This window comes from Caviibacterium pharyngocola (genome assembly GCF_002795405.1).
GTDB classification, from domain to species: Bacteria; Pseudomonadota; Gammaproteobacteria; order Enterobacterales; family Pasteurellaceae; genus Caviibacterium; species Caviibacterium pharyngocola.
In genome coordinates, this window is the sequence record NZ_PHGZ01000032.1 from 1 (window position 1) to 18,744 (window position 18,744).

26 protein-coding genes are annotated in these 18,744 nt (G+C 41.0%); 21 read left to right on the forward strand and 5 right to left on the reverse strand.

Going from position 1 to position 18,744, the window contains the following annotated elements; genetic code table 11:
- The first annotated feature begins 115 nt into the window (after positions 1-115).
- From CVP04_RS11285 to CVP04_RS11375, 19 genes are all read left to right on the forward strand, one after another.
- A complete protein-coding gene (locus CVP04_RS11285) occupies positions 116-1,354 on the forward strand; it encodes a phage portal protein (protein WP_100297612.1) in 1,239 nt (412 codons plus the stop codon).
- Positions 1,338-1,694 (forward strand): phage head closure protein, encoded by a 357-nt coding sequence (locus CVP04_RS11290; RefSeq protein WP_165772799.1) that lies wholly within the window; start codon positions 1,338-1,340, stop codon positions 1,692-1,694. The genes CVP04_RS11285 and CVP04_RS11290 overlap by 17 nt, the downstream gene beginning before the upstream one ends.
- Complete coding sequence (locus CVP04_RS11295) at positions 1,681-2,001, forward strand: head-tail connector protein (RefSeq protein WP_100297614.1); 321 nt, start codon at positions 1,681-1,683, stop codon at positions 1,999-2,001. The genes CVP04_RS11290 and CVP04_RS11295 overlap by 14 nt, the downstream gene beginning before the upstream one ends.
- A gap of 7 nt (positions 2,002-2,008) precedes the next feature.
- A complete protein-coding gene (locus CVP04_RS11300; protein WP_100297615.1) occupies positions 2,009-2,371 on the forward strand; it encodes an HNH endonuclease signature motif containing protein in 363 nt (120 codons plus the stop codon).
- A 345-nt stretch (positions 2,372-2,716) separates the two neighbouring features.
- Positions 2,717-3,085, forward strand: a complete 369-nt coding sequence (locus CVP04_RS11305) for a phage terminase small subunit P27 family (RefSeq protein ID WP_100297616.1) — start codon at positions 2,717-2,719, stop codon at positions 3,083-3,085.
- A gap of 2 nt (positions 3,086-3,087) precedes the next feature.
- Positions 3,088-4,755 carry a terminase large subunit gene (locus tag CVP04_RS11310; RefSeq protein ID WP_100297617.1) on the forward strand — a complete coding sequence of 556 codons (1,668 nt, stop codon included), beginning with the start codon at positions 3,088-3,090 and terminating at the stop codon, positions 4,753-4,755.
- A 76-nt stretch (positions 4,756-4,831) separates the two neighbouring features.
- Positions 4,832-5,284 (forward strand): HK97-gp10 family putative phage morphogenesis protein, encoded by a 453-nt coding sequence (locus CVP04_RS11315; protein ID WP_100297618.1) that lies wholly within the window; start codon positions 4,832-4,834, stop codon positions 5,282-5,284.
- A 135-nt stretch (positions 5,285-5,419) separates the two neighbouring features.
- Positions 5,420-5,803, forward strand: coding sequence for a hypothetical protein (locus CVP04_RS11320; protein ID WP_100297619.1), 384 nt, complete (start codon positions 5,420-5,422; stop codon positions 5,801-5,803).
- A gap of 104 nt (positions 5,804-5,907) precedes the next feature.
- Positions 5,908-6,942, forward strand: coding sequence for a SlyX protein (locus CVP04_RS11325; protein ID WP_100297620.1), 1,035 nt, complete (start codon positions 5,908-5,910; stop codon positions 6,940-6,942).
- Between the two features lie 164 nt (positions 6,943-7,106).
- Positions 7,107-7,316, forward strand: a complete 210-nt coding sequence (locus CVP04_RS11330; protein WP_100297621.1) for a helix-turn-helix transcriptional regulator — start codon at positions 7,107-7,109, stop codon at positions 7,314-7,316.
- On the forward strand, positions 7,313-7,453 hold the full coding sequence (locus CVP04_RS12295; protein ID WP_165772798.1) for a hypothetical protein: 141 nt from the start codon (positions 7,313-7,315) through the stop codon (positions 7,451-7,453). Before CVP04_RS11330 ends, CVP04_RS12295 begins: the two co-directional genes overlap by 4 nt.
- Before the next feature lie 527 nt (positions 7,454-7,980).
- Positions 7,981-8,931 (forward strand): host cell division inhibitor Icd-like protein, encoded by a 951-nt coding sequence (locus tag CVP04_RS12410; RefSeq protein WP_243385313.1) that lies wholly within the window; start codon positions 7,981-7,983, stop codon positions 8,929-8,931.
- The gene (locus tag CVP04_RS11345; RefSeq protein WP_100297622.1) at positions 8,924-9,142 is read left to right on the forward strand and encodes a hypothetical protein; all 219 of its coding nucleotides are present in this window, start codon (positions 8,924-8,926) and stop codon (positions 9,140-9,142) included. The genes CVP04_RS12410 and CVP04_RS11345 overlap by 8 nt, the downstream gene beginning before the upstream one ends.
- Complete coding sequence (locus CVP04_RS11350; RefSeq protein WP_100297623.1) at positions 9,139-9,381, forward strand: hypothetical protein; 243 nt, start codon at positions 9,139-9,141, stop codon at positions 9,379-9,381. Before CVP04_RS11345 ends, CVP04_RS11350 begins: the two co-directional genes overlap by 4 nt.
- Positions 9,353-9,565, forward strand: coding sequence for a hypothetical protein (locus CVP04_RS11355; RefSeq protein ID WP_100297624.1), 213 nt, complete (start codon positions 9,353-9,355; stop codon positions 9,563-9,565). The genes CVP04_RS11350 and CVP04_RS11355 overlap by 29 nt, the downstream gene beginning before the upstream one ends.
- A 4-nt stretch (positions 9,566-9,569) precedes the next feature.
- Positions 9,570-10,097: a hypothetical protein gene (locus tag CVP04_RS11360; RefSeq protein ID WP_100297625.1), complete on the forward strand. Its 528-nt coding sequence runs from the start codon at positions 9,570-9,572 to the stop codon at positions 10,095-10,097.
- 2 nt (positions 10,098-10,099) lie between these two features.
- The gene (locus CVP04_RS11365) at positions 10,100-11,395 is read left to right on the forward strand and encodes a DUF5906 domain-containing protein (protein ID WP_100297626.1); all 1,296 of its coding nucleotides are present in this window, start codon (positions 10,100-10,102) and stop codon (positions 11,393-11,395) included.
- A 10-nt stretch (positions 11,396-11,405) separates the two neighbouring features.
- Complete coding sequence (locus CVP04_RS11370) at positions 11,406-11,933, forward strand: primase-like DNA-binding domain-containing protein (protein WP_165772800.1); 528 nt, start codon at positions 11,406-11,408, stop codon at positions 11,931-11,933.
- A 599-nt stretch (positions 11,934-12,532) separates the two neighbouring features.
- Positions 12,533-13,150 (forward strand): hypothetical protein, encoded by a 618-nt coding sequence (locus tag CVP04_RS11375; RefSeq protein ID WP_100297628.1) that lies wholly within the window; start codon positions 12,533-12,535, stop codon positions 13,148-13,150.
- A gap of 72 nt (positions 13,151-13,222) precedes the next feature.
- On the opposite strand, the gene nrdR is transcribed toward CVP04_RS11375, so the two are convergent.
- On the reverse strand, positions 13,223-13,675 hold the full coding sequence (nrdR, locus tag CVP04_RS11380; protein ID WP_100297629.1) for a transcriptional regulator NrdR: 453 nt from the start codon (positions 13,673-13,675) through the stop codon (positions 13,223-13,225).
- Between the two features lie 184 nt (positions 13,676-13,859).
- Between nrdR and tehB the strand changes: the two genes are divergently transcribed.
- Complete coding sequence (tehB, locus tag CVP04_RS11385; RefSeq protein ID WP_100297630.1) at positions 13,860-14,723, forward strand: SAM-dependent methyltransferase TehB; 864 nt, start codon at positions 13,860-13,862, stop codon at positions 14,721-14,723.
- Positions 14,724-14,756: 33 nt separating this feature from the next.
- Here tehB and modC read toward each other — a convergent pair whose 3' ends face one another.
- From modC to modA, 3 genes are all read right to left on the reverse strand, one after another.
- Positions 14,757-15,815 (reverse strand): molybdenum ABC transporter ATP-binding protein ModC, encoded by a 1,059-nt coding sequence (gene modC, locus CVP04_RS11390; RefSeq protein ID WP_100297631.1) that lies wholly within the window; start codon positions 15,813-15,815, stop codon positions 14,757-14,759.
- Positions 15,802-16,530, reverse strand: a complete 729-nt coding sequence (gene modB / locus CVP04_RS11395) for a molybdate ABC transporter permease subunit (RefSeq protein WP_100297632.1) — start codon at positions 16,528-16,530, stop codon at positions 15,802-15,804. The genes modC and modB overlap by 14 nt, the downstream gene beginning before the upstream one ends.
- Positions 16,531-16,596: 66 nt before the next feature.
- On the reverse strand, positions 16,597-17,355 hold the full coding sequence (gene modA, locus CVP04_RS11400) for a molybdate ABC transporter substrate-binding protein (RefSeq protein WP_100297633.1): 759 nt from the start codon (positions 17,353-17,355) through the stop codon (positions 16,597-16,599).
- A gap of 127 nt (positions 17,356-17,482) precedes the next feature.
- Here modA and CVP04_RS11405 point away from each other — a divergent pair, with 127 nt between their 5' ends.
- Positions 17,483-18,259 (forward strand): TOBE domain-containing protein, encoded by a 777-nt coding sequence (locus CVP04_RS11405; protein ID WP_100297634.1) that lies wholly within the window; start codon positions 17,483-17,485, stop codon positions 18,257-18,259.
- Positions 18,260-18,448: 189 nt separating this feature from the next.
- On the opposite strand, the gene CVP04_RS11410 is transcribed toward CVP04_RS11405, so the two are convergent.
- Positions 18,449-18,739: an ArsR/SmtB family transcription factor gene (locus CVP04_RS11410; protein WP_100297635.1), complete on the reverse strand. Its 291-nt coding sequence runs from the start codon at positions 18,737-18,739 to the stop codon at positions 18,449-18,451.
- Positions 18,740-18,744: the final 5 nt, after the last annotated feature.

The window sequence follows — 18,744 nt, forward strand, 5'->3', positions numbered from 1 at the left end:
ACTGCTACATAATACCGTAACGTTCAGATTGCACAACGTTCGAAAGCGCGCGCCAAACAACGACAAAATCCGACCGCACTTTTAAGCAAATGGGCAGAATTAGCGGAGCTTTAAAATGTTGGGATTTTTTAAACGCAAAACAGAACGGCGCAACACCGTGACGATTGACGAATTGCTTTCTTATATGGGCGTCGCCAACACCGGCGCCGGCGAGTTTGTCAGTCCGCAGACGGCGGAGGCGTTGCCGGCGGTAATGAACGCCGTTACGGTGATCAGTGAGGCGGTGGCAAGTATGCCGTGCTATTTGTATCGATTAAAAGGTGACGGACGGGAAAGAGTGCTTGATCATCCGATTGATTATTTACTCAATGAAATGCCTAATCGGTCACAAACACCCTATCAGTTCAAATACACAATGATGAGGCATTGTTTATTAAACGGCAATGCTTACGCGGTGATCGGGTGGGATAAACAAGGACAGCCGGAAAGTTTAACGCCTTATGCGCCGAGTGCGGTCAATATTCAGCGCACACCGAAAGGCGAATATATTTATCAAATCACCGATTTAGACGGCAAAGTAAAAACCTATTTGCAAGATGAAATTCTCCATTTGCGTCATTCGTCCATTGACGGCTTTATGGGGCGTTCGCCGGTGGCGATTTGTCGCGAAACCGTGGGATTAGGTTTAGCACAGCAACGACACGGCGCAAGCGTAATGAAAAACGGTTTAATGGCAAGCGGGATTATTACTACCGGCGAATGGTTGGATGATGTCAAAGCGAATAAAGCGATTAAAGCGCTTGAACGCTATAAGGGTGCGAAGAACGCGGGTAAAACGCCCGTGCTTGAAGGCTCAATGCAATATCAACAGCTTGGAATGACAAACCAAGATGCGGAATGGTTACAAAGCCGCGCGTTTACGATTGCGGACATTGCGCGGATCTACAATATTAGCCCGATTTTCTTGCAAGATTATTCACATTCGAGCTATGCCAATTTTAGCGAGGCAAGCCGTGCTTTCTTGTCGCAAACGTTGCGCCCGTGGCTAACGAACTTTGAACAGCAATTAAAAGACGCCTTAATGATTGATATAACGGATCGCAATGCACCGCGCTATTTAATCGAATTTGATACAAGCGATTTATTGCGTATTAGTCAAACGGAACGCTTTCAGTCTTACGATGTGGCGATTAAATCGGGTGTAATGAACCCGAACGAAGTCCGCAGACGCGAAGGCTTGCCGCCTTATGCCGGCGGAGAGGAATTTAGTCAGGCGTGGAAACAAACCGTTAAAGTCGAAAAAGACGCCGATAAGGAAAAAGACAAAGAGGCAAGCAATGGCGAGAATGATTAAAGCCGGCAAATATAACAAACTTATCACGTTGCAAGCGCGCGATTTTGAACGGGAAAAGCAACATAATCAATATGGGGCGGGAACTCCGATTTGGGCGGATGTTGTCACGGTTCGGGCTAGCGTCGAACCGATTCAAGGGCGTGAATATTTTTCCGGTCCATTCCAATTAGGTGAAGACATTATTCGGGTACGCCTCCGCTATCTGCCGAATATTACCCGAAAAATGCGCGTGAAATACGGCGATCGCTATTTAGAAATTAATTCGGTGATTGATAGCAAAGAAGAACACCGAGAACTTCAATTAATGTGCAAGGAGGGTGAGGCTTATGGCAAGCGTTAATATTACGTTGGAAGAAATCAAGGCGCATTTGAACCTAATGGAAGATTTTGAACTTGATGACACCCTATTACGCACCTATGCGAAAGTCGCGCTTGAAGTCTCCCAGAATCATATAGGCAAAACATTCAGTGATGAAAACAGCGAAAAAACGGTGATATTCACCCAAGGCATAAAAGCCGGCTGTTTGATGTATATCGCTTATCTGTATGCTAACCGTGAGGCAGTAACGGATATAGCGAATCTAAACCCTGTACCTATGGGGATTAAATCGCTTTGGGAAGTCTATCGCGAGCCGTGCGTGTATTAGGTGATGTATGCCCTATCAACCGTTAAAGCGTTGCACCTATCCGAGTTGCAAGAATCGCGTAAAAGCCGGTCGGTGCGAACTTCACCAACAGAAGAAACCGGATAACCGCCTACCGGCAAGCAAACGCGGTTACGATCACAAATGGAGTAAATATCGCGCCGAGTACCTCAAACATAACCCGCTATGCGTGATGTGTTTAGCCAAGGGCATTTATACACCCGCAACCGTCATAGACCATATTAAACCCGTAGAGAACGGGCAAACCGACCCGCTATTCTGGGATATGCATAATCATCAAGCCTTATGCCGTGATTGCCATAGCTATAAGACAAGGGTAATCGACAAGCGTGGTTATGGGGCGAAGAAATAGACGGTTGCGCTATCACAACAGTTCAACCGTTACCCTATGGAAACCTTTAGTTGTGGTCATATGACCATAACTTAACCGTGGTGATATAACCATACTTCAGTTGTGTACATATGTACACAGTTGAACGGGCTCAAAATCGAGCTTGTTAACCAAACCGATTTTGGATTGGTTAAGTTATTGATTTTAAAACAAACCTCAAATCTGAGTTTAGTTTAAATTTTAATCAATGAAATGCAAATGAGAGAGGTGGGGGGGAGTTTTGAAAAGAAAAAGGCAACCCGAAAAAACCGCCCACCCACTCAAATTTTTACGCAAAACAATTTTTTAGAAAATAAGGAAAAAAGAATGACGAAACAAACTGCCTATAACGCACCGGATTTTTTGGATGACATTGCAAAAGCACAATGGAACGCCCGCATAGCACAGCTTGCCGAGCGTAACGATATTAAACCGGAAGATTTAACCAATTTAGAAATTTATTGCGTGAATTATTCATTATTTAGACAAGCGTCCGAAGATATTACGAAAAACGGCTTTTCTTTTAAGAATAGTCAAGGTTCACGCTCCCGCAATCCGGCACTTTCTGCTAAATCAGACGCCGAAAAAGTAATGATTAAAATGTCGTCTTTGTTAGGTTTCGATCCAGTCAGTCGCCGCAGAAATCCGATTGAAACCGAAGAAACGGACGTAATTGATGAAATTTTGAGTTTATAGTAATGAGTATCTGGCACGATTACGCCGAGCAAGTCAGAACCGGCGAGATTGTCGCGTGTAAGCGCATTAAACAAGCCGTCGAACGTTACTTTCAAGACTTGGCAAACCCTGACTATTATTTTGATGAAAATGTCGTGAATAAATTTATCGCCTTTTCTCAGTTATGCCCGCACGTCAAAGGGCATTTACGCGGACAACCGATAATACTTTCAGACTGGCAAGTTTTTTTATTTGCGAACCTTTTCGGCTTTAAGCATAAAAACACCGGCTTGAGAAAATACCGCTCCGCCTATATTCAAGTTGCGCGCAAAAATGCAAAATCCACAGTCGCGGCAGTGTTGGCAAATTGGTTTTTGATAATGGAAAGCGGACAGCAAGACATTTACACGGCGGCAGTTAGTCGCGATCAAGCGCGCATTGTTTTCGACGACGCGCGACAAATGTGCCTACTCTCCAAACCGCTTAGAAACCGCGTCAGCATTCAACAGCATAAAATGGTTAACCCAAAATCGAACAGCTTAATGCGCCCGTTAGCGGCGAAATCAAGCACAATCGAGGGCACTAACCCAAGTCTTGCGATTGTGGACGAATACCACTTACACACCGACAACAGCGTGTATAGTGCGCTTGAATTAGGGCAAGGCGCGCGCCCGCAAGGGCTATTATTTGCCATTACGACCGCCGGCAGTAACACGATTTCCGCGTGCAAACAGCATTATGATTATTGTTGCCAAATTCTGGACGGCAACGAACACAACGACAGCATTTTTATAATGATTTTCGAATTGGACGAAGAAAGCGAAATCGATCATCCTGAAAATTGGATCAAAGCTAACCCGAATATCGGCAAATCCATACCCTATTTAGACTTTGAAAACACCATAAAAAAAGCGCGCGGCATTCCTTCCGAATGGGTGGAAATGTTGACGAAACGCTTTAACGTCTGGTGCCAAGGTGCGACGCCGTGGCTTGCGCTAGACAGTTGGGCGCAGTGCAAAGACGACTACGACGATAGCGATTTATTGCACCTTGATTGTTATATGGGGCTAGATTTATCCAGTACGAACGACTTAACCAGTATTTGCTATACCTTTCCGCACGAAAATAAAGTGCGGTTATTTTGCCGGCATTATATCCCTGAATATCAGCTTGAGAACGTGGCAAATAAAAACCGCGCAATCTATCGGCAATGGGAGCGTCAAGGGTGGCTAATCACCACGCCGGGCGATTGTATCGATTACGACAAAATCCGCGATGATATTTTAAAAGACAGTGAACGATTTAATATCAAAATGATTGGTTTTGACGTATGGAACGCAACACACTTAAGAACGCAGTTGCAATCTGCCGGCTTAGAAGTGGAACCCTTTCCGCAAACCTATCAGCGGTTTAGTCCGGTGGCGAAATCCGCCGAGGTGCTTATTAATCGCAAAATGATATTACACAACGGCGATCCGGTTCTGGCGTGGGCATTATCTAACGTCGTAATGGAAACCGACGCAAACGCTAACATTAAACCGAACAAGAAAAAAGCCGCGAATAAAATCGATCCGGCAATCGCGTTTTTAATGTCATTCGGCACTTATCAGCTTGAATTTGGCGACGTCATTTTTGAATTATCGCCGGAACACCAAGCCTTACTCGAAAACTTTAACGGGATTGATTTATAAAATGCAGCTAGAAACAATTTATTTACTAATCTATAGTTCGATACTTTATGCGTTATTTTATTATTGGAGCGAATAAATGGGCGATTTTACACAGCAAATTGAGAAATTTCTTCAAAAAGTTGACACAAAATTAGCCCGTCATCCGAAAGCCGCACGCGAGGCGCTCGGCGAGGCGGGCAAAGCGATGAAAAAAGCACTCGAACCGAATGTACCGGTTCAGGGAAAAAGCACGCCGACGCGTCGCAAAGGGACATTAAAGCGACACGTTAAAGCACGCATAAAAAGAAAAGACGGTAGTCTGGTGATTTATGTCGGTATATGGAAGAAAGGCGCACAGAAAAATAAAGAAAAGAATTTAGCGAAAGGCAAACACGCCTATTTAAACGATCCGTTTTTCTGGCATTTTGTGGATAAAGGCACGCAGAAAATGAGTGCGCGTAATTTCTTATCAAGCAAAAAAGAACATTATGAACAAATAGGCTTTGACAAAATGAAAGAGGTTTATCTCAGTAAGATGACCGAAAAATAAAAAACGCCGGTTGATCAGAACGGCGTTATTTGTGCAAATCAATTTTAGAAGTTTGCTTATTTATCGTATCGAGGATGAACGACTAACCAAGCAATAAAATTATAGCAAAACAGTAAAAATCATCAAGGAAAACCTATGAACGACGAATTAAATTCATTATTAGACGATGTATCTACCGTATTGGAAGAATTAAAAAAAGTCGATAGAGATACCTTTATTAAACGGATATTTGAAAAACAAAATAAAGGCGAGGAAGTCAATAACACGGATGACATAAAATTTGTTTTTGAATATTTGAAAACAATCTTTTTCTATTTTGACCGAAACAAAACAAAAATCATTAAACTGATGATGAAAGACGAGCGATTTGATGACGAAGATAGACAACAGATTAATCAATTTATCAACGTGAATAATCAGAAATTGGACTGGATGATCGGTTTTATCGAACAAGCGCTAGCGGTGCATACGACAAGCCTAGATAAACAGCTCGAAGGCTTTAATCAGCGCCTGAATTAATTTATAATCATTGACAGACGCGCCTAGGGTCGCTCCCGAAAGCAAAGCACCTTACTTTGTCGGCGCGTTTCCATTCATAAGGACAAATGCAAAAGGGGCATTATATGAGTAATCTAAGAGTATTGCCTAAAAAGGCTTATTCTATCTCGGATGTCGTGAGATATATCACGATTAATCATCATATTAGCTTATCAGAAAGGGATATTCTTGAATATATCCAAAATGGTGATTTACAAGCGTCTATTTTTCTTCAAGGAAATATAAACGAAATCACCGCCATTAATAGAAAAACGATACCTAAAAAAGAGCATTTAGGCATAAGAAAAAGCAATATTTTTATAAAAATCAATCAAGCAATAACCGATTTTCAAGTTTCTTATTTTGGTGATGAATTATCTTACGAAATAAAAGCGAACAATCATTTATTCGATCTCAATATTTATCTAGATAGTCGTTATTATTTAGCAAGTTATTTTTCAGAAAACAATATCATTCAGCTTTTTAGCGGCGAAACAGATAAATTCAAACGTTTAACATTCACCAGTTATTTTAATTTACCTAAGCATATTTTTGAAAATCAAAATACAGATAATTTACTCGAAAGCAAAGTAATAAATTATTTTCCTAATATTTCTATAGCAGAAAAAGACGGTATTTATTTAAGTATTCCGGTCGCAGAAAATAAAACAAAAATATTGCTTGATGATATTTGTATATTACACGAAGATGTTTTGCGTTTCTTAGAAATGTTTTCCGTGATTGATTCCGAATCGAATTTAACCGAATTACAAAAACTCAACGAAGAAATTAACAAGAAAAATCAAGAAATCAACGCCCTTTATCAAAAAACCGAAAGTCAGAAAATAACGATTGAACAGCAAGCGAAAGAAATTAATAATTTAAAGATTGCCGCAAGCGAGGAAAATCGCCCTATTCTGCTTGGCGCTTATCGGGAAAAAGATCCGTTAAAAATAGCGATTGATATTCGACGGAAATATTGGGCTAACTATCCCGAAAATGTGAAAACTGATACACAAATCACAAATAACATTGTGCGAGATTATCAAGTCAAAAGAACGTTTGCCAAAGAAATAGAAAAAATCGCTTGCCCTATCGACAGAAGAAAAAACAAATCTTAACCTAACATATTGATTTTATTATAGCCTCCCTATATAGGGAGGTTATTTTTTTATCGCCTTGCTATAACACCGCCCTATTCCTTTAGTGCTTAAATACCTTCCGACGAAATACTTAACGGGATGCAACAGCGTACTACGCAGTTTAACAAATGGAGGGCATTTTTATGACAGACACACAAACCCAATCTAAACAGCTTATTTCAGGCAAAAAAGTCACTGAAATTGTCGGCATTGGTCGTACAAAACTCAATCTTTTAGTCAAAGCGAATCAATTCCCGCAACCTATCCGCTTTTCTCAAAATTTTATTCGTTGGGATTTAGAGGAAGTAAATGCGTGGATTGAAGAACAGAAAGAAAAACGAGTAACGCAATGAGTGATTTAAATCTGAGTGAACAAGGTGCAGACAATGCCGGTAAACGCATTTCAACAGGGATTTTATTTTTTCTTTGTTGCGGCGGACTGGCTTTATTAACCCTAGCAATAGCCTTCGGTTATTACTTGATTAAATAACGGATAAATAAAAACACTGCGGGAGCTATCCGGCTCGCACAGTGTTCGAAAGGAAAAAATTAAGACAATTTAATTGCGGGTGATTCAATATGAAATTAAATCAATTTAATTATAATATCAATGAAAACATTTCACAATCAAATTTCTTTACAAAGTGCAGTGAAAAATCCTATTATTTTCTTGCAGTCGCAAAATCGACCGCCGAGCCTGAGAACTCGAATCAATACAAGGCGAACAGTAGCACGCCATTAAACCGTGCTTTTTTTGTTCGTAACATTCGCACACCTGAAAAATTTAACCGGCTCAAAATCGAGCGTGTTAAATACACCAAAAGCAATGTGGCGGATTATATTAATAATTTGCCGAATTGTTTTTCTTCTATGGTAGCGTATGGCGGGAAAGGTTTCGCCCTTTGCTGTGTTCCTTGTATCGCAGTTTCTCAGCCCGTTATACGTTACCGCCAACACAAAAGCCTGAGAACTTTTCAAGCGGTAATTTCTACAAATCAATACAAGGAAAAACCGCAAATGAAACTATTCATTTTTGTGGCAATTCGCCGCACAGATTTAACCAACAAAACGCACAAAATCCGCATTATTGCCGAAAGTGAAATGCAAGCTCGCGCCCAATTAGCTCGGCAATTCATTCTATTTTGGGCGGGTGAAATCAATCTAAAAACTTTCCCAAAAAACACCGCACTTTTGCCGGCTGTAGAAAATAACCGCTTGCAAGGCGTCGCAGATGATTGTAGTATTGAAAGCACTACAACAGTTAACGGCTTGCGCAGTCGTCAAACAAGCGCTTTTTTTATGTCTCAAATTCCTTTCAATGGGCATTTAGCCTATTCACAAGCCGAATTTGTGACAAGGTCTATACGCCGAAATAAGGCGGAGTTTATCCGCACGAATAAGGCGAGCCGATTAACTGCGGTAGTTGAAGCCTTGTCACACCTTACACAGGACGGCAAGTCAATTTTTACTAATACAGTTAAGAGAAATTCACAAATGAAAACCAATCAAAACACCGCACTAATGCCGGTGCGTTCTACCCTATCCGTTCAACCGTCTGCGCCGGCACAAGGGGCGTTTATGTGTAATCTGAATAAATTACCAGTATTGTCAAATTCAATCTGTCGCGCTATTATCGCAAGCACTACAGCAAAAAGCGGAACCCGCACCCGTAAGACTTGCGGATTTTTATTGTCAAAAATTCATTCCTTGAACGTTCCTGTAAAATCAGGCGCGCTTTTATATATCGAATTTGCGGCAAGGTTAAGAGATCGAAATAAGGCTTTAAGCACGAATAAGATCCGCCGACTTTTTGCGGTAGTTGATACCTTGTCGCACCCTACTACGGGCGATACCTTAAACACTGTAACAAAAAGAGATCCAAAAATGAAAACCAATCAAAACACCGCACTAATGCCGGTGCGTTCTACCCTATCCGTTCAACCGTCTGCGGGGGTGCGCTATGCGTAATTTATCCAAAGAAACCGCCGATTTAAGAGCCGAACTAATCGACTTGTTGAAAGATGTTGATTTTATCGAGCATTGCCTAGTCAACGCACAAGCGGAGAAATGGCAAGCAATCGCCCTAAAAAACCTAAATAGTGCTTACAGACAAATGCAGTTATTTAGCGAAATTGCACAGATGAAAGCACAGCAAGCAGAACAAGGAGGCGAACAATGACTGATATTCTAAACATTCAAGACAAGCTTTCACAACATATCGAACAAGCAAAGGCGATCGTCGATTATTTAGCGGCGGATATAGCTTGTAATGACAGCTTTTCGGCAAACAAAGACATTATTGCAAACACCTTGTGGGCGGTGCAAACGTTGCTAGAAAACGCCTCAAATTCACAAGGCGAGTTATTCGACGCAATAAAGGAGGTTAAAAATGGCACGCAGAAAAACCATAAAAATTAAACCTTTTCAGCCCAAAGATGACCGATTACCAACGTGGGAGCAGTTAGTAAAAGCGATAAAAGAGACAGATCTCTATCTCGGCTTTGCTAAAACATACATTCACAACGGACATTTACAGGGCGCAACCCAAGCCCTGAGATCAATTAAAAGAGCAACCACAACAGGATTAAAAATCAAGGAGTAACAAAATGGCAACCTCAAAAATTAACGCACTGGCAGATTTAAAACAATGGAAAGGTCAATTTAACCAAACCAAAAACGGAGGGATTGCCCGCCTTAAACATAAGGGCGACGCTCAAAGCAATAACGCGCCGTCAAAAGCACTTGATAGCGTTCAGCCACCAAAGAAAACGCTAAAACCGTTCAACCCGTTCGCCCTGAAATTAGCGCAGTGCAATCGAATGTTCGATTTGACCCGTCAAGCGATTGAACGCTGTAAACGTGATTATCCCGATTATTACTATCACAAGCGCAAAATGGCAACGGAGTGCAACGAAATTGTCCGGCGACTAAATGACGGGCGCGCACTAATTAAACGCTTAACCGCTTATACAGCAGAGCAAGACCCGACACAACAAGCGACGATCAAAGAAAGTTTGCAAGCGATTAACTATCTTTCCGTGAAATTCAAAGAATTAGCGGACTATGTGGCGCAAGTGGACGGTAACGGCGATAAATTGGAATCGTTAGACAATAAAACCGATTTAGAGGTGTAAGAATGGGAAGATTAAAAAATGCGCCTTTGCTCGCTAAGGCGAACAATTCAAACAGCAACGCGCTCGATGAATTTTTTATCCTCGCCGGCGCCGGCGTCTGGGAATTTTACCGAGATAAAGCCAAACAAAACGGCGCGGGCGAAGGTTGGCGATTATTGTGCGATATATTCAAAATGCCATACAGCGAACAGCCTAGCGCATTGACGGATGAACAGCTTGAAAACTTATCGCAGTATCACATAGCGCCAAGCAATCGCCAGATAATCAGTATTATCGAATGTAACGAATTAACTCAAGCACAGCGCACCACAATCAGCCTAAACCTCGCCCGAAACACGCGGGCGAAAACGGTAGTATTTCGGTCGATTGCCGGCGAAATCTTGGAAAACGTCAGCGGATATGTCGAACGCTTACGCAATGACAAGGAAGTCGTCGCGCAAGCCGAAATGATTGCGCCGGAAGAAATCGATTTAAATTCTTCCGCAGTCACGGAAGAAATGCGAGTAAATGCGTTCTTAAAATGGCACGCCGAACCATTGGCAAGAGATACGCACAAAAATCAAACACTAAAATATAACGGTAGATTTTGGGAACCCTTGCAAGATGAAGATGTTAAGCGATTAATTTTAGACTTTTTCAAGGCATATCACGCCGATTATTCAATAAACCGCATAAACAAATTATGCGAATTGATTAATTTAAGTATTGACCGTTTTGAACATACTAGCAATAAATATCTAGGCTTTAATAATGGCGTACTGAATAAACTCACATTAGATTTTGAAGCGCATAAGCCGGAGCATTATCTAAAAGGCGTGGAAGATGTGGAATGTAATATTCAAGCGACCGACACACCGCACTTTTTTAACTGGCTTGATTTTGTCAGCAACGGCAATCAAGAAAAACGTAACGCCCTACTTGCCGGCTTATATATGGTTTTAACAAATCGCTATGAATGGCATTTATTTCTCGAAATTACCGGCGTCGGCGGGAGTGGAAAAAGTGTTTATTCCGAAATCGCCCGAATGATTAACGGTGAATTTAATACCGCCTATTTGACACTGGAAGATTTGGAAAGCGATAAAAAGCGCTCAATGCTAATTAATAAAAGTTTATCCATATCGCCCGACCAAAAACGCTATAAAGGTTCCGGCGAAGAATTAAAAGCTATTACCGGCGGGGGAAAAATTAGCGTTAAGATTAATTATAAAGATCCGTTTGACGCCTTGCTTACACCGGTCATTATGGTTGTCACCAACGAGCCGCTAATCTTCACCGACCGCAACGGGGGGGATTAAACGGCGCCGAGTGATAATCTTATTCGATCGCAAAGTGCCGGACGGAAAAGTTGATCCGTACTTCCTCGATAAAGTGCGGGCGGAAATTTACGGGATTGTGAAATTCTTAGCGGCGCAATTTCCTATTCCTGACGCCGCACGAAAAATTCTAGTCGAATATAAAGACAGTATCGACGCCAAAGAAACCAAAAAGCACGCCAATCATTTAATTGAATTTGCCGACGTGTTCGAGGTGCGGAAATTGCCCGAAAATCCGGACAGACAACAATTAAAGGATAACTTTAGCGGGCTAATATGGGGGAGCGCGAGAAGTACAAAACAGCCACACGAAACGCTATATCTGGCTTATCTCTTTTTTTGTGACTGTATGAATATAAAGCCGATTCCGCTTAATACATTCAAAAGCGCCCTACCGGACGCACTCAAAGAAACCGGACAACAAGCACCGATACAAGAAAGAGTTAAAGACGGCTATCTGGTAACGAATATTTACTGGAAAACGCCACACCAAGATACATTTAAACGGTGGGAAAGCTAAAAACCTAATGAAAGCGACTGTAAAAAGTCGCTTTTTTTATAGCAGTGAATAATTCCACTGAACTCAAGTATAATACAAGTGATTTAATCACTGAAAAAATTATTATACATTTCAACAAGATAACACTAAAAATAGTGAATAAGTGGAGAAGTGACTAAAAATGCTATAAAAAGTATAAAAAAACTTGCACAATTCTTTTATACTCAAGAAACTAATTAGCTAGATTTGAAACAAAAAAACCTATGTAACCACGGATGTAACCAAAACAAAAAACAAAATAAAAAATAACATATATTTCATACGGTTAAATTGAATTTCAAGTCTCGCTCAGGCACCAGTTGACTAAACAAAGCCTTGCATAACTTAACGCAAGGCTTTGTTTTTTCTAGTAAATTCAAGCTTTTTACGAATTTCTCTTATCATAGTTTAACGTCGCTAAACGGCGCTAATCGCAAATTTTAGGAACACTGTTAGTAACACTGTATATGTTTGTTATTATTTTTCCATTTATAGCGTTGTGACTTAGATCAATGAATCTAATTTTTAAGAATAGTAGGATTATAAAACAATCCAAAATCTTATATTAAGGAGAATTTAAAATGAAAAAATGGCTATTACTTTATCTACTATTTCCCTTTATGGCTGTAGCTCAAGAAACAGGAGAAAGCTGTTCTCAGATAACAGACAATGATAAACGTTTAGAATGTTATGATAGCGTTTTTATAAAACAAGATAATGATACAAATAAATCGAAAGAAATTGATAGTCAATTAGCAAAATTAATGTCTTGGGAATATAGAGAAACTAAAGATGAAATGAGGGAAACTACAAACTATTTTGCCTCTATTTTATCGTCAAATAAAGTTGAATTTTCATTTCCTTACCAAGGTGGATCGCATTTATATATGACATTAAGAAAACATTCGGAACTAGGTAATGATGTAATGTTTATTATTAGTAAAGGGCAATTCAGTTGCCGCATAAATGGCTGCAAAATATCTGTGAAATTTGATAATAATAAAGTAGAAAATTACACAATGAGCGAACCTGATAGTGGGGGTAGTGATACATTATTTATTAGCTCGTCACAGGATATTAAAAAATTTACGGATAAACTAAGAAAATCAAAGAAAGTAATCGTTGAGCTACCATTCTATGAGCACGGAAAAAAACAATTTACTTTTGATATTGAAGGATTAACTTGGTCGCATTTTTAAAGAATACAAAACAACCGCACCAAGAACCCAACAGGGCGTATTATACAAATACGCCCTATTTTATAATGCCCTCTAGTTTCCCTTCAATTTTTCAATTTCTTTACTGAATTCGTTAATATCATCAAAGCTCAAATATACTGAGGCAAAGCGAATATAGGCGACTTTATCTAATGCTTTTAATTCATTCATCGCTAAAGTGCCGACCAGTTTGCTCGGTACTTCGCGCTCTCCTGTTGCGCGCAGTTGGTGGATAATTCGGCTGATCGCTTTTTCGACATCATCGGAGCTGACCGGCCGTTTTTCCAAGGCGTGTAAAATGCCGCGTCGTAATTTATCTTCGTTAAACGGTTCTCTGCCGCCGTCGGTTTTAATTACTTTCGGTACGATAAGTTCTGCGGTTTCAAAGGTGGTGAAACGTTCGTGGCAGTTGCCGCACTCGCGCCGACGGCGAACTTGGTATCCGTCGGAAACCAAACGGCTATCAATAACTTTTGTTTCTTCGGTGGAACAAAAAGGACAACGCATAATCTTCTCACTTAATAGGAATAACCCGTTCAGTTTAGCAAAAGCATTCGGAATTTACGATATTTTTCCGTGTTTCAACCCTATTTTTACTAATTAGATCACGGTATTTTCATTCTTTAATCTTGCATATTTTCGCTTTATTTCCTACTATAATACTCAACTATTTTATATTTGGAGAAATAAAATGAAAAACGAGTTAATTTGCTATAAAAAAATGCCTGTCTGGAACAAAGATTCCCTACCGAAAATGTTTCAAGAAAAGCACAATACGAAAGTCGGCACTTGGGGAAAAGTGACTGTTTTACAAGGAAAATTAAAATTTTATATGTTAACGGAAGAAGGAGAAATCGTTAGCGAACATATTTTCACGCCCGATGTGGAAACGCCTTTTGTCGAGCCACAGCTGTGGCATAAAGTGGAAGCGCTGTCCGATGATTTGGAATGTTATTTGGAATTTTATTGTCGTAAAGAAGATTATTTCAGCAAAAAATATAATATGACGGCAACCCATTCCGAAGTGAAAAGTGCGGTGGAAATTATCAATCCTTGTAAAGTGTTGGATCTCGGTTGCGGCCAAGGTAGAAATTCGCTATTTTTAAGTTTATTGGGTTATGATGTGACGGCGTGGGATCACAATGAAACCAGTCTCCGCTTTTTAGCGGAAACCGCCGAGAAAGAAAATTTGTCAATTCGCACCGCACTTTATGATATTAATTCGGCTGCGATCCAAGAAAGTTACGATTTTATTCTTTCCACCGTTGTTTTTATGTTCTTAGATCGTGCCGCCGTGCCGAATATTATCCGTAATATGCAGGAAAAAACCCGTTCCGGCGGTTATAATTTAATCGTTGCGGCAATGAATACGCAAGACGTGCCTTGCCCGTTGCCGTTTTCGTTCACCTTCGGTGAAGGCGAGTTAGCGCAATATTATCAAGGTTGGGAATTGCTCAAATACAATGAGGAAATGGGTGAATTACATAAAACCGATGAAAACGGCAATCGGATAAAAATGAAATTCGTCACAATGTTGGCGAAAAAATCCGAATAAACAATTTGCCTTAAGATAGGATGCGGCGGCATCCTATCTTACGACGGATACCGCTTTTATTTGTGCATAAACCGCTTGTCCGACCGATAAGTTCAATTCGTCCGCCGACCATAAACTCACATCCGACCAAATTTTCTGTTCGCCGATGGCGATTTCTACGCGCATTTGATTAGGTTGTGGGAAAAGTGCGGTGATTTTTCCGGTTAAAATGTTGCGGATACTGCTTTTTTCCGGCAACCTTAGCGCAAGCGATACGTCGGACGCCATAATGCAAACACGCACTTTTTTGCCTACCGCCGCTAAACGCTCCCCAACCCACAATGTTTGTCCGTTTATATCCAAGGCACTCATATTATAGGCGGAATGATGAGATTGTACCGGCAAAGACAGCAACGCACTGCGTTCATTATTAGTTTTCCACGCGGAAAATAACGGACTTTGCCAGACATTTTCCAACACATCATAGGCTTTGACTTTTCCTTCATCCAATAACACGACGCGCTCCGCCAAACGCAATAATTCGTCCAAACTGTGCGTCACATAAAGAATCGGAATCTGAATTTCCTTGGATAAAGTTTCCAAATAAGCTAATAATTCGCGTTTGCGCGGCAAATCCAGTGCAGATAACGGCTCATCCATCAACAAAATTTCCGGCTCGGTTAATAGCGCACGCCCAATCGCGACCCGTTGTTTCTCGCCGCCGGATAAGGTGATCGGGTAACGTTTCAATAAATGCCCGATACCTAATAGCTCGACAATACGCTCAAGTTTCGCTTTATTCTCTTTTTTGCAACCGTAACATAAATTGCCTTTCGCCGTATAATGCGGAAACAAGCGCGCATCTTGAAAAACATAGCCGATATGCCGATGATTCGGCGGTAAATTAATCCCGCGTTGCGTATCCGTTAAAGTGCGGTTGTTTAAACGAATAAATCCTTGATCCGGCGCGATCAATCCGCCGATTAAATTGATCAGCGACGATTTTCCCGAACCGGATAACCCGAATAACGCCGTGATACCTTGATTTGGAATCTGTAAATCGGCGGCAAAATCCAGTTGCCCCAATTTCTTCCTGACACTAATCTCTAACATCCGTTTGTCCTAATTTTTTTTGCGCACGTTTTGCCAACCATTCCGAAATCAATAATGAAACCAACGAAATCAAAATGGCGATAAAACACAATCTGGCGGCGGCATTTTCCGCGCCCGGTGTTTCAATAAAGGAAAACATTGCCAACGGAATGGTTTGCGTGACTTTCGGGATATTCGACACAAAGGTAATTGTAGAACCAAATTCGCCTAATGATCGCGCAAAACCTAAAATTAATCCGGCTAAAATCCCCGGCAATGAAAGCGGTAAAGTAATGGTGAAAAAAGTTCTGATACCGGAGGCGCCTAATGTGCGCGCCGCTTGTTCCAATTTAAAATCCACGCCTTCCAACGCCAATCGAATCGAACGAACGACCAGTGGAAACGACACGATCGCCGACGCCAATGCTGCGCCGTACCAGCTAAAGCCGAAACTAAAATCAAACCATTGCAACAAATGTCGCCCGATTACGCCGTTGCGTCCCATTGTCACCAATAATAAATAACCGATCACAACCGGCGGCAATACCAAAGGCAAGTGAATGATCCCGTTTAAAACGGATTTTCCCCAAAAATTTTTCCGCGCTAATAACCACGCAATAAAAATCGCAAAAGGTAATGCGGCAATCACAGACACTACAGCGACTTTTAAACTCAACATAATCGCGTTGATTTCAGGCTGGGACAAATGAAAATAATTCAATAATGAGGTCAACATAGTCTATTATAATTTTTATCCGACTCGATTAAAAAAGATCGGCGGATCATTGACCCGCCGAACCGATTATTTCGCAGAAAAACCGTATTGTTCAAAGATTTTTTTCGCTTCATCGGTTTTTAAATAATCAAAAAAGGCTCGACTTTCCGGATTATCGTGACCGGCAATTACCGCTGCCGGATATTCTACCGGCGGATGAGAACCGTCAGGGAAAGTCGCCACAACTTTCACTTTTTGACTTGCCGCCGCATCGGTCGCATACACCACGCCTAACGGTGACTCGCCTTGCTCGACTAACGCTAAGGCTGCACGAACGTTATTTGCGCGCGCAAGTTTATCTTCTAAATCGTCCCATTGGTTTAAATAAGTGAATGCCGCTTTCGCATATTTTCCTGCCGGAACGTGTTCCGGATCACCGACGGCCAAATAAGTGCCTTTTAATGCCGCTTGCCATTTTTTATCGGTTAAATCCACCGCACTTGTTTGGCTTTTTTCCGGTGCGATCATCACTAATTTGTTGCCGACCAAATCAAAACGGCTGTCCGCCACAATCGCATTTTTTTCCGCTAAAAAATCCATCCATTTTTGATCCGCGGAAATAAATAAATCCGCCGGCGCACCTTCGGTAATTTGGCGAGCAAGCACGGAAGAAGAAGCAAATGAAAAATCAATTTCTCCTTTCGGATTGGCTTTCAAATATTCCGTTTTCACGTTTTCCAACGCATTGGTCATCGACGCTGCGGCAAATACGGTAATTTTCGCTTGTGCGTTTAAAGATAACGCCGCACAAGCGACCGCTAAAGTTAACATTGTTCTTTTAAACATCATTTACTCCGTTAAGGGTGAATAAAAGTTGTATATAAAATTATATAACGAATTAAAAAATAAAAGCTACATAAAAAAATGCTTTACATTAAAATGTGATCATCGTCTCTACGATTTAGGATAAATTATGTCGGAAACAGAAATTCTTCTTACAATCAAATTGCAACAACAGCTTTTTGTGGAGCCAAAACGGATTCGATTACTTAAAGAAATTCAGCAATGCGGTTCTATTAATCAGGCGGCAAAAAATGCCGGCGTAAGCTATAAAAGCGCTTGGGATCATTTGGAAATGATGAACAAAATCAGCCCGAAACCGCTATTAGAACGTAACACCGGCGGCAAAAACGGCGGCGGTACGGCATTAACGCATTATGCCCGACGACTTTTACAACTTTATGATTTATTGGAACAAACGCAACAAAAAGCCTTTGAAATCTTGCAAGATGAAAGTGTACCGCTAGGTAGTTTACTGTCGGCAACCGCGCGTTTTTCTTTGCAAAGTAGCGCAAGAAACCAATTTTTCGGCAAGGTTTCCGCCTTGCGACAACAAGATATTCATTGTTATGTTTCTATCGAATCGGATGATTTCACTCAACCGTTAATCGCCTCCATTACTCAGCAAAGTGCGGTACGTTTACAGCTTGTTTCGGGCAAAGAAGTAATGGCAATGATCAAAGCGCCGTGGATTAAGATTTATCCGAACCGTCCGGATAAAGCGCATAACTGTTTTCCAGCGACAGTCAATGCGATCACGGACAAAGGCGAATTTAAAGAAATCATTCTGACATTGGGTCAACATATCCAATGCTGTGCAACGGCAAGCCACGAAGAAACTTTTACCATCGATCAAGAAGTTTATTGTTATATTGATCCGGAGCAAATCGTATTAGTAACGTTATATTAGGGCGAGTGAACTTTTCTACCTTATGATCAGCTTGCGACTAATTTAGCCTCTCCGGACTGTATAAAGTGGCGGAGCAGTTCTGCTATGGGTAACTGATTCCGACAGCAGATCGCTGTCGGGCAAATTCAATCATAAAAAAACCTATAATAAGCTACTATTACAGGTTTTATCAAAGATTCGAAACGGAAATTAATTCTCACAAAATAGACGATGTAATAATTTAATAACTTCTTCGGATTTTTTATCGTTAATATAATATCGTCTTTCGCGATGATGAATTTCGCAGTCCACTAACCCCGCTTCACGCAGCACAGCCAACTGATTAGACATTGCCGCTTGCGGAAGATTAATCAACTGCGTTAATTCGGTGACATTGCGATGCCCCTCGGATAAGCAACATAATACCGCCAACCGATTCGGGTTTGCCAAAACTTTTAAGAAAATCGCCGCTTCCTTGCTTTTTTGTAAAATATCATCCATTGATA

Bases quoted from the DNA above. Each gene is read 5' to 3' on its own strand.
- CVP04_RS11285 (WP_100297612.1), top strand. From the start codon at position 116: ATGTTGGGATTTTTTAAACGCAAAACAGAACGGCGCAACACCGTGACG.
- CVP04_RS11290 (WP_165772799.1), top strand. From the start codon at position 1,338: ATGGCGAGAATGATTAAAGCCGGCAAATATAACAAACTTATCACGTTG.
- CVP04_RS11295 (WP_100297614.1), top strand. From the start codon at position 1,681: ATGGCAAGCGTTAATATTACGTTGGAAGAAATCAAGGCGCATTTGAAC.
- CVP04_RS11300 (WP_100297615.1), top strand. From the start codon at position 2,009: ATGCCCTATCAACCGTTAAAGCGTTGCACCTATCCGAGTTGCAAGAAT.
- CVP04_RS11305 (WP_100297616.1), top strand. From the start codon at position 2,717: ATGACGAAACAAACTGCCTATAACGCACCGGATTTTTTGGATGACATT.
- CVP04_RS11310 (WP_100297617.1), top strand. From the start codon at position 3,088: ATGAGTATCTGGCACGATTACGCCGAGCAAGTCAGAACCGGCGAGATT.
- CVP04_RS11315 (WP_100297618.1), top strand. From the start codon at position 4,832: ATGGGCGATTTTACACAGCAAATTGAGAAATTTCTTCAAAAAGTTGAC.
- CVP04_RS11320 (WP_100297619.1), top strand. From the start codon at position 5,420: ATGAACGACGAATTAAATTCATTATTAGACGATGTATCTACCGTATTG.
- CVP04_RS11325 (WP_100297620.1), top strand. From the start codon at position 5,908: ATGAGTAATCTAAGAGTATTGCCTAAAAAGGCTTATTCTATCTCGGAT.
- CVP04_RS11330 (WP_100297621.1), top strand. From the start codon at position 7,107: ATGACAGACACACAAACCCAATCTAAACAGCTTATTTCAGGCAAAAAA.
- CVP04_RS12295 (WP_165772798.1), top strand. From the start codon at position 7,313: ATGAGTGATTTAAATCTGAGTGAACAAGGTGCAGACAATGCCGGTAAA.
- CVP04_RS12410 (WP_243385313.1), top strand. From the start codon at position 7,981: ATGAAACTATTCATTTTTGTGGCAATTCGCCGCACAGATTTAACCAAC.
- CVP04_RS11345 (WP_100297622.1), top strand. From the start codon at position 8,924: ATGCGTAATTTATCCAAAGAAACCGCCGATTTAAGAGCCGAACTAATC.
- CVP04_RS11350 (WP_100297623.1), top strand. From the start codon at position 9,139: ATGACTGATATTCTAAACATTCAAGACAAGCTTTCACAACATATCGAA.
- CVP04_RS11355 (WP_100297624.1), top strand. From the start codon at position 9,353: ATGGCACGCAGAAAAACCATAAAAATTAAACCTTTTCAGCCCAAAGAT.
- CVP04_RS11360 (WP_100297625.1), top strand. From the start codon at position 9,570: ATGGCAACCTCAAAAATTAACGCACTGGCAGATTTAAAACAATGGAAA.
- CVP04_RS11365 (WP_100297626.1), top strand. From the start codon at position 10,100: ATGGGAAGATTAAAAAATGCGCCTTTGCTCGCTAAGGCGAACAATTCA.
- CVP04_RS11375 (WP_100297628.1), top strand. From the start codon at position 12,533: ATGAAAAAATGGCTATTACTTTATCTACTATTTCCCTTTATGGCTGTA.
- nrdR (WP_100297629.1), bottom strand. From the start codon at position 13,675: ATGCGTTGTCCTTTTTGTTCCACCGAAGAAACAAAAGTTATTGATAGC.
- tehB (WP_100297630.1), top strand. From the start codon at position 13,860: ATGAAAAACGAGTTAATTTGCTATAAAAAAATGCCTGTCTGGAACAAA.
- modC (WP_100297631.1), bottom strand. From the start codon at position 15,815: ATGTTAGAGATTAGTGTCAGGAAGAAATTGGGGCAACTGGATTTTGCC.
- modB (WP_100297632.1), bottom strand. From the start codon at position 16,530: ATGTTGACCTCATTATTGAATTATTTTCATTTGTCCCAGCCTGAAATC.
- modA (WP_100297633.1), bottom strand. From the start codon at position 17,355: ATGTTTAAAAGAACAATGTTAACTTTAGCGGTCGCTTGTGCGGCGTTA.
- CVP04_RS11405 (WP_100297634.1), top strand. From the start codon at position 17,483: ATGTCGGAAACAGAAATTCTTCTTACAATCAAATTGCAACAACAGCTT.
- CVP04_RS11410 (WP_100297635.1), bottom strand. From the start codon at position 18,739: ATGGATGATATTTTACAAAAAAGCAAGGAAGCGGCGATTTTCTTAAAA.